This window comes from Bacillus cereus (assembly GCF_002567495.1).
Classification (GTDB): domain Bacteria; phylum Bacillota; class Bacilli; order Bacillales; family Bacillaceae_G; genus Bacillus_A; species Bacillus_A cereus_AQ.
The window spans coordinates 1-6,107 of the sequence record NZ_NVAP01000116.1; the positions used below are offsets into that span (position 1 = coordinate 1).

The following is a 6,107-nucleotide window of genomic DNA, read 5'->3' on the forward strand; positions in this document are numbered from 1 at the left end:
CTTTTTCATATCCGGCAGATTGAATTTTCACACCTTTTTTAAATCTCCTAGACATATCTCTTTGTGCTGACTTTTTCCTTTTCAAAAGTTTTTTAACCTTGGCATCTTTGTTTATATTTCGTTCTTTCATACCATTAGAAGCTACAAACAGCTCTTTTAAACCAACATCCACACCAATCGAATCATTGGTTAGTTCTTGTAATTCAAAGTCTTCTTGGAATCCTACACTCATCCACCAGTGACGACCGTCAAATGTAACTCTTGGATTGGATGTTTTTTTATTTCTTGGTAGTTGTTGGCTTGTTTTCACTTCTCCAATAGACTGAATATGAACTACTTTCTTTCCTATAACCAGTCTTTCATAATTGGCATAAAATCCTTGGATTACATCTTTTTTGGATTTATAAGAAGTGTGATAACCATTTTTGTACTTTTTGAACGAATGTTTTCTCGCCGTATCAAAATCTTTTGAAGCCTGTTTAGGAACTTGTGCATTAATGTCTTTTAACCACTCATATTTCTTTCGCTTCTTGATCTTTGTAAATCGTTTCTGTAAAGCTAACTGTGAAACAGATTTTCCAAATAGCTTATAATATCTATCACTCATTCTTTTACAATAGTTATAAGCAAATCTTGCAGCACCAGCATGGTTTCTAAGCACTTGTTCTTGTTCAGGCGTTGGAATCAGTCTGACTTTCTTCGCCAATATCATCAGAATGTAACTCCTTTAATGAAAGATTTGTTCTTCTGAATAGTAGCGTGTTCCACCAGCATTCTCCTAAGACTACTCGGATACAAACCTGTTAATTCCGATACTTGACTAACTCGTGAAAATTTCATTATTATGCTCACCTCATTGAATCTACCATAACACATACGTTCGATAGACTCATTAAAGTTTGATAGATTTAATTAAATTTATCTCGTTCAACTAAGGGCGCAATTCCTTAGCCAGTTCTCTTATGAACTTCTCATATTTTCACATGAGCGCAGACTATATGTTTATCTCTTTAGAGATAGAGGATTTTTCCACCACCATAGGCTTGTGATGTACTCTCGTCAGTTATACGAGATAGTCGTTGAACGTTCATCTTATCCATTTTGAATTAGATGATTCGAGGCGGAAGACCCATTGTTCTAATGTTTAGGATTTAACCTTGCATCATCTGATTGATTTTTTCTGCTTTCGCGACATTCACGCTCGCTATTTCTAGCCACGTTGTAGTTCAATCAGCTTTAGGGATTGCCCGCAGTTAACCCTCACTACTAGCCAATCACTAGACTAGCAGGGCTTACTGATATATTTAATTCACCTTAGTTATAATTGGTTAAATAAATCGTAACAGTTAGTTACCCTCTTCTTCCTTTTTCTTCTACTTTATCATGCTATCTTATATAATAGGAATAGAATTTAAAAAGGGGAGTGCGAAGGTGACAAAAACGAAATGGCTAGTAGGTGGTGTCGTAACGTCTTTAATGACTGGCACCTTATTTGGCTGCGCACAAGATCTTCCCTCAAAACCGAATGATACTAGTTGTTCAGATTGGGATTGGGATGATGAACTTGGGGTATGGCAGTGTGATGATAGTAGTTCAGGTTACCGTGGGCATTACTTCTATGGTGGAAGTTACTATCAAAATAAATCCGTTTTTAAAGATTCATCGGCGTTTAAGTCATATCAATCGTCTGCGGAATTTAAAGGTGGAATTGGAAGTGGTTCAAAGGGTGGATTTGGGGGATAACATATGTCGCAATACATAAGAGAACGAAAAGAGTTTTATTCGAAATATCCGAATTTCTGGTCGGATTTATATGAATGTGAGTATAGTTTGTTTCATGTTTTTTCTATAACAAATGAGACTATGAAACAATTACAAGTAGCGACGGAACGACTGGGGAAAATATTTTTTAAGACTGCTAGACTTCTGCGTAATTTATCTGACGAACAGCTTCTTAAACTTGGTTTTCCTCCTGCGAGCTTATCTTTCATTAGAATGAAAGGAATGTATCCTGAATCTGTAATTTCGCGATTTGATTTTGCTGTAACAGAGGATAACCAAATTAAAATGCTGGAGTTTAATAGTGATACGCCAACTTTTATTATGGAATGCTTTCAAATGAATGGAAATGTTTGCGGAAAACTAGGCTACGATGATCCAAACTTGGATCAAGAACGATTGCTATCTTCTGGTGTTACAAAAGCCGTTATGGAGGCGACAAAGGGAATAGATAACCCAAATGTTGTTTTTACAGCACATCATGAACATATTGAGGATTGGAATACGACTATGTATTTGAGTCAGTTATGCCATGTTGAAAATAAAGTAGTGCCAATGTCAAAACTTAGAATTACAAAAGATGCTTTAGTGGATAGCGATGGAGTAAAGATTGATGTTTTATATCGTCAAACATATCCGATAGAAAATTTAATTGAGGATCAAGATCCTGAAACAGGAGACTTGGTAGGTGTGGAACTGTTGCAACTTGTAAAAGCCGGAAAGCTTTTTATAATAAATCCTTTGTCAGCATTTTTACTTCAGCCCAAATCAATTCAGTGTCTAATTTGGGGGTTAGCAGAAGAAGATGCTTTTTATACAAATGAGGAACAACAGTGGATTAAAGAATATATGTTACCTACATATTTAGAACCAGATTTATTTTTAGGAAAAGGTTCTTTCGTTCAAAAACCTTCATTTGGTAGAGAAGGGGACACAATTACCGTTCGCGATAAGGACGAGAATATTATGATGCAAAATGCACATCAAACGTATAAAGCGTCACTGCCGATATTTCAAAAATATATAGAACTTCCAGTCGTATCCTTGGAAACAGAAAAAGGGATGGAGAAACTGTCGTATGTGTTTGGTTCGTTTTTAATTGCTGGAAAAGCGAGTAGTATCGGTATTCGCGCTGGGGAAAAAATTACGGGGAATGAATCGTACTATTTACCGGTAGGGATAAAAAGGAGGAAAGTATATGATTAATTTTTTATTATATTTAGCAGTAACACTGGGACTTTTATGCATTGGTCTTTTTCTAATGGAAGTGACAACGAAAGTAAAAGAATTTAAGTTAATGGCTCAAGGAAATAAGGCGGTAAGTTATGTGCTTGGAGGACGATTACTTGGGTTAGCTATTGTTTTATATTCGACAGCAGCTAATTCTATTTCACTTCTTGATATGGTTTCGTGGGGAGCTGTTGGTATTTTGGCTCAAATTATTGTTTATTATTTAGCTGAATGGCTTACACCACGCTTTAATATAAACAAAAGTCTTGAAGAAGATAATCAAGCAGTCGGTCTGTTTCTTATGTTTTTATCGCTTTCCATTGGGATTGTAATTGCAGGTTGTATAACTTATTAAAAAACTTTACGTTCAAACGTAAAGTTTTTTATTTTTATACATGTTAGTTTGCATGCCTTTTGAAAAAATTGTAGGCTACTGTTGACATCTATTTTAAATAAGAGTAACATTTTCTATGTAATAAAAAATAAGTCTCTGTTAGGTGAGGCTCCTGTATAGAGAAATGCTACTGCCCAAAAATGTCGAGAGACGCCAATGGGTCAACAGGAATGATCGAATTAAGGTTTTTCTTAACGTAGCTGGTAATGTACCTATGCTATACAGTGCTAAAACTCGGTGAGGGAGAGGTCCGTAGATTTCTAATTGTATTAGGAATCGTTTATTTGTGTATGTCATGACCTTTACTCTTTTCGGAGTAAGGGTCTTTTTGTTACCAAGCTATGAGTACTTTCATAGTATAAACTATAAAATTAAACGAGGAGGTGAGGAGCATGTCAAATTCTGACTCGGTTCCGTTACCCATATACTTCAAATCAAAAATATATGATGTAGGCAGGAAACGACTTGTTCCTCCCTCTATATTTATCATAATGTAGCGTTTATATGCATGTTTAAGCGCTAGACACTGTTACGGTAAAGTGGATAAATTGAGAAACAAAGCGTTTCTTCCTATGTTGTACAGGAGGAGACGATAATATGTTATATGCAAACAAAACTGTGGGTAACACGTCATATAAATTAAGTAAAAAATCAATGAAAGAACAAACAATGCTTCAAAAAAATAAAGATTTATTAATTGAAATCGCAACGAGAGATGTAAAATCTGTATTTGCATATTTTAAAACAACAAGAGATGGATTATCTATGGAAGAGGCACAAAAACGTATTCAAGTATACGGCCGAAATGAATTAACTTCAAAAAGGGCGCGTATTGCGGAAGTAATGATGAAGCTAAGTGGAATGATTCCAGGTTTTTCAAAACAACATGTGCGTGATGGATCACAATGTGAGAAAATTACTGTGTCTAGAGTAGAATGTTCTAGTGTAACAGGGCTAAATGGTGAATTAAAAATGATGAATTTGCCAGTACAAGAGCTTGTTCCTGGTGATATGATTTTTCTTTCAGAAGGTGATATAGTACCAGCGGATGTACGTGTCATTTACGCGAATGATTTATTAGTAAATGAATCTGTGCTAACAGGAAAAGATACAAATATTGAGAAATTTGAAAGCTGCTATCACCTTGAGCGTAAAAGATTTATTCCTTTAAAACGAATGAAAGACTATAATCCACTTGAACTTGAAAACGTATGTTTCAAAGGGACGTATATTGTTGGCGGAAATGCAAAGGCTGTAGTTGTTTCGACTGGGAAAAATACGTATTCAGGAATTCTTCATACTTGTTGTAGTAGGATGTCTTAATGTGTAAATGATGCTAAATATACAAAAACAATGTATAATAGACAAAGTTGAAAAAACGTAGAATGGTAATCTATTTATATAACCTTACGTGATGACGTGGGGTTATTATTTTTTGTAGTAGGAGAGGGATTATGAAAAAAGTATTATTAGTTGATGGTATGGCACTATTATTTCGTGCTTTTTACGCAACAAGTGTCTACGGACAATTTATGAAACGACAAGATGGTACCCCTACAAACGGGATTCATGGTTATATGAAACATTTATTAACAGCTATGCAAGCAATTGAACCGACACATATCGTAACATGCTGGGATATGGGTAGTACGACATTTAGAACAGAATCATTCTCAAATTATAAAGCGAATCGTGCGGCACCGCCGGAAGAATTAATTCCGCAATTTGATCTAGTACAAGAAATGACTGCTAAATTATCAATTCCAGTCATCGGTATGAAAGGTTATGAAGCTGATGATTGTATCGGTACACTAGCAAAACAATATTGCAATGAAGCAGAAGTTTATATTTTAACAGGTGATACGGATTTACTTCAGCTTGTTGATAAGAACGTTACAGTTATGCTTCTTCGTAAGGGAATTGGAAATTACGAATATTACACACCTGAGAAAATCATGGAAGAAAAAGGCGTAGAACCGTGGCAAATCGTGCATGCGAAAGCGTTCATGGGAGATACGAGTGATAACTATCCAGGTGTAAAAGGTATTGGTGAGAAGACAGCGTATAAACTGATTCAAGAGCATGGAACAGTAGCAACTGTACTAGAAAATGTAGCAACATTAACGAAAGCGCAGCGTACAAAGATTGAAAGTGATTTAGAGAACTTAAATATTTCATTACAATTGGCACAAATTCATTGTGAAGTTCCAATTTCATGTTCATTAGAAGAAGGATTACACACAATGGATGAAGAAAAACTTAGATTTGTTTGTGAAGAAATGAATTGGGGAAGACCTGAAATGTTAATCAATATGCTATAAATACTAGAAAGACCGATTATAAGTAAAATGAATCGGTCTTTCTTTTTTTTTTGCGTGTTCACAAAGTTGTCAGAAAATAAACGGAATTTTCATATGAAGTTCAAATAGAATTCACAACAATCAATTATTATAAGGGCAACCAGATAATACTTTATCTTTTATATAAACATATAAACCATCCCCCAAGGAGGAAAATGAAAATGAGAAAAACAATGAGAAAATCCTTTAAACAATTATTAATAGAAAATAAACAATCACTACTAACTAATAAAGAGAATATGAAAGAAATTGAGGAACGGATTGAGAAACGACATGTAGCATATAGTGGTGCCAGTAATTAAATAAAATAAAAAAGATAGCCTTTATAATCTGTACCCTTTGTA

7 protein-coding genes and 1 riboswitch are annotated in these 6,107 nt (G+C 34.8%); of the genes, 6 read left to right on the forward strand and 1 reads right to left on the reverse strand.

What is annotated here, in order from left to right; all coding sequences use genetic code 11:
- Positions 1-712, reverse strand: a 712-nt coding sequence (locus tag COK05_RS30600; RefSeq protein WP_141539327.1) for an RNA-guided endonuclease InsQ/TnpB family protein, incomplete at its 3' end; no start/stop codon positions are given.
- 719 nt (positions 713-1,431) lie between these two features.
- Between COK05_RS30600 and COK05_RS30605 the strand changes: the two genes are divergently transcribed.
- From COK05_RS30605 to COK05_RS30630, 6 genes are all read left to right on the forward strand, one after another.
- Complete coding sequence (locus COK05_RS30605) at positions 1,432-1,743, forward strand: hypothetical protein (RefSeq protein ID WP_098615506.1); 312 nt, start codon at positions 1,432-1,434, stop codon at positions 1,741-1,743.
- 3 nt (positions 1,744-1,746) lie between these two features.
- A complete protein-coding gene (locus COK05_RS30610; RefSeq protein WP_098615507.1) occupies positions 1,747-2,985 on the forward strand; it encodes a glutathionylspermidine synthase family protein in 1,239 nt (412 codons plus the stop codon).
- Positions 2,978-3,364 (forward strand): DUF350 domain-containing protein, encoded by a 387-nt coding sequence (locus COK05_RS30615; RefSeq protein WP_000606861.1) that lies wholly within the window; start codon positions 2,978-2,980, stop codon positions 3,362-3,364. Before COK05_RS30610 ends, COK05_RS30615 begins: the two co-directional genes overlap by 8 nt.
- A 127-nt stretch (positions 3,365-3,491) precedes the next feature.
- Positions 3,492-3,657, forward strand: a riboswitch (M-box (ykoK) riboswitch).
- Positions 3,658-4,000: 343 nt separating this feature from the next.
- Positions 4,001-4,726, forward strand: coding sequence for a P-type ATPase (locus COK05_RS30620; protein ID WP_098615508.1), 726 nt, complete (start codon positions 4,001-4,003; stop codon positions 4,724-4,726).
- 131 nt (positions 4,727-4,857) lie between these two features.
- Complete coding sequence (locus COK05_RS30625; protein WP_098615509.1) at positions 4,858-5,724, forward strand: 5'-3' exonuclease; 867 nt, start codon at positions 4,858-4,860, stop codon at positions 5,722-5,724.
- A gap of 200 nt (positions 5,725-5,924) precedes the next feature.
- Positions 5,925-6,065: an FbpB family small basic protein gene (locus tag COK05_RS30630; RefSeq protein ID WP_098615510.1), complete on the forward strand. Its 141-nt coding sequence runs from the start codon at positions 5,925-5,927 to the stop codon at positions 6,063-6,065.
- The last annotated feature ends 42 nt before the right edge of the window (positions 6,066-6,107 follow it).